Annotated in this window: 1 protein-coding gene; it reads left to right on the forward strand. The window is 64.2% G+C overall.

What is annotated here, in order from left to right; all coding sequences use genetic code 11:
* A partial coding sequence (locus AC1DV7_RS18190) for an EAL domain-containing protein (protein ID WP_477598741.1) occupies nucleotides 1-708 on the forward strand: 708 nt, incomplete at both ends.

Below are 708 nucleotides of genomic sequence, written 5' to 3' on the forward strand. Positions count from 1 at the left end.
CGAGGCGCTGGTGCGTTGGCAGCACCCGCAGCGGGGTCTGGTGTCGCCGGCGGAATTCATTCCGGTCGCCGAACGAACCGGTCTGATTGCTGAAATCGATGCCTGGGTCATGGCGCAGGCGTGCCGGCAGATGTGTCAGTGGCAGCAGGGCGGGGCGGTGCTGTCGTTCGTCGCAGTCAACGTTTCTTCGCGTTTGTTCGCCCGCCGTGAGCTGTATCAGCAGGTGGCGCACGAGGCGCTGGTGCGTTGGCAGCACCCGCAGCGGGGTCTGGTGTCGCCGGCGGAATTCATTCCGGTCGCCGAACGAACCGGTCTGWTTGCTGAAATCGATGCCTGGGTCATGGCGCAGGCGTGCCGGCAGATGTGTCAGTGGCAGCAGGGCGGGGCGGTGCTGTCGTTCGTCGCAGTCAACGTTTCTTCGCGTTTGTTCGCCCGCCGTGAGCTGTATCAGCAGGTGGCGCAGGTGCTGCGCGAAACCGGGCTGGAACCGGCGTTTCTGGAGCTGGAAGTCACTGAAAGTGCGGTGATGGAGGACCCGGAAGTTGCGCTGGAACAGATGCATCGCCTGCGCGAGTTGGGTGTGCGCCTGGCCATCGACGACTTTGGCACGGGTTACTCATCGCTGCTGCGGCTCAAGCGTCTGCCGGTGCAGAAGCTGAAAATCGACCCGGGCTTCGTCGCCGGATTGCCGTGGGATGAGGATGCTGC

The organism is Pedococcus sp. P2_E4 (genome assembly GCF_056403935.1).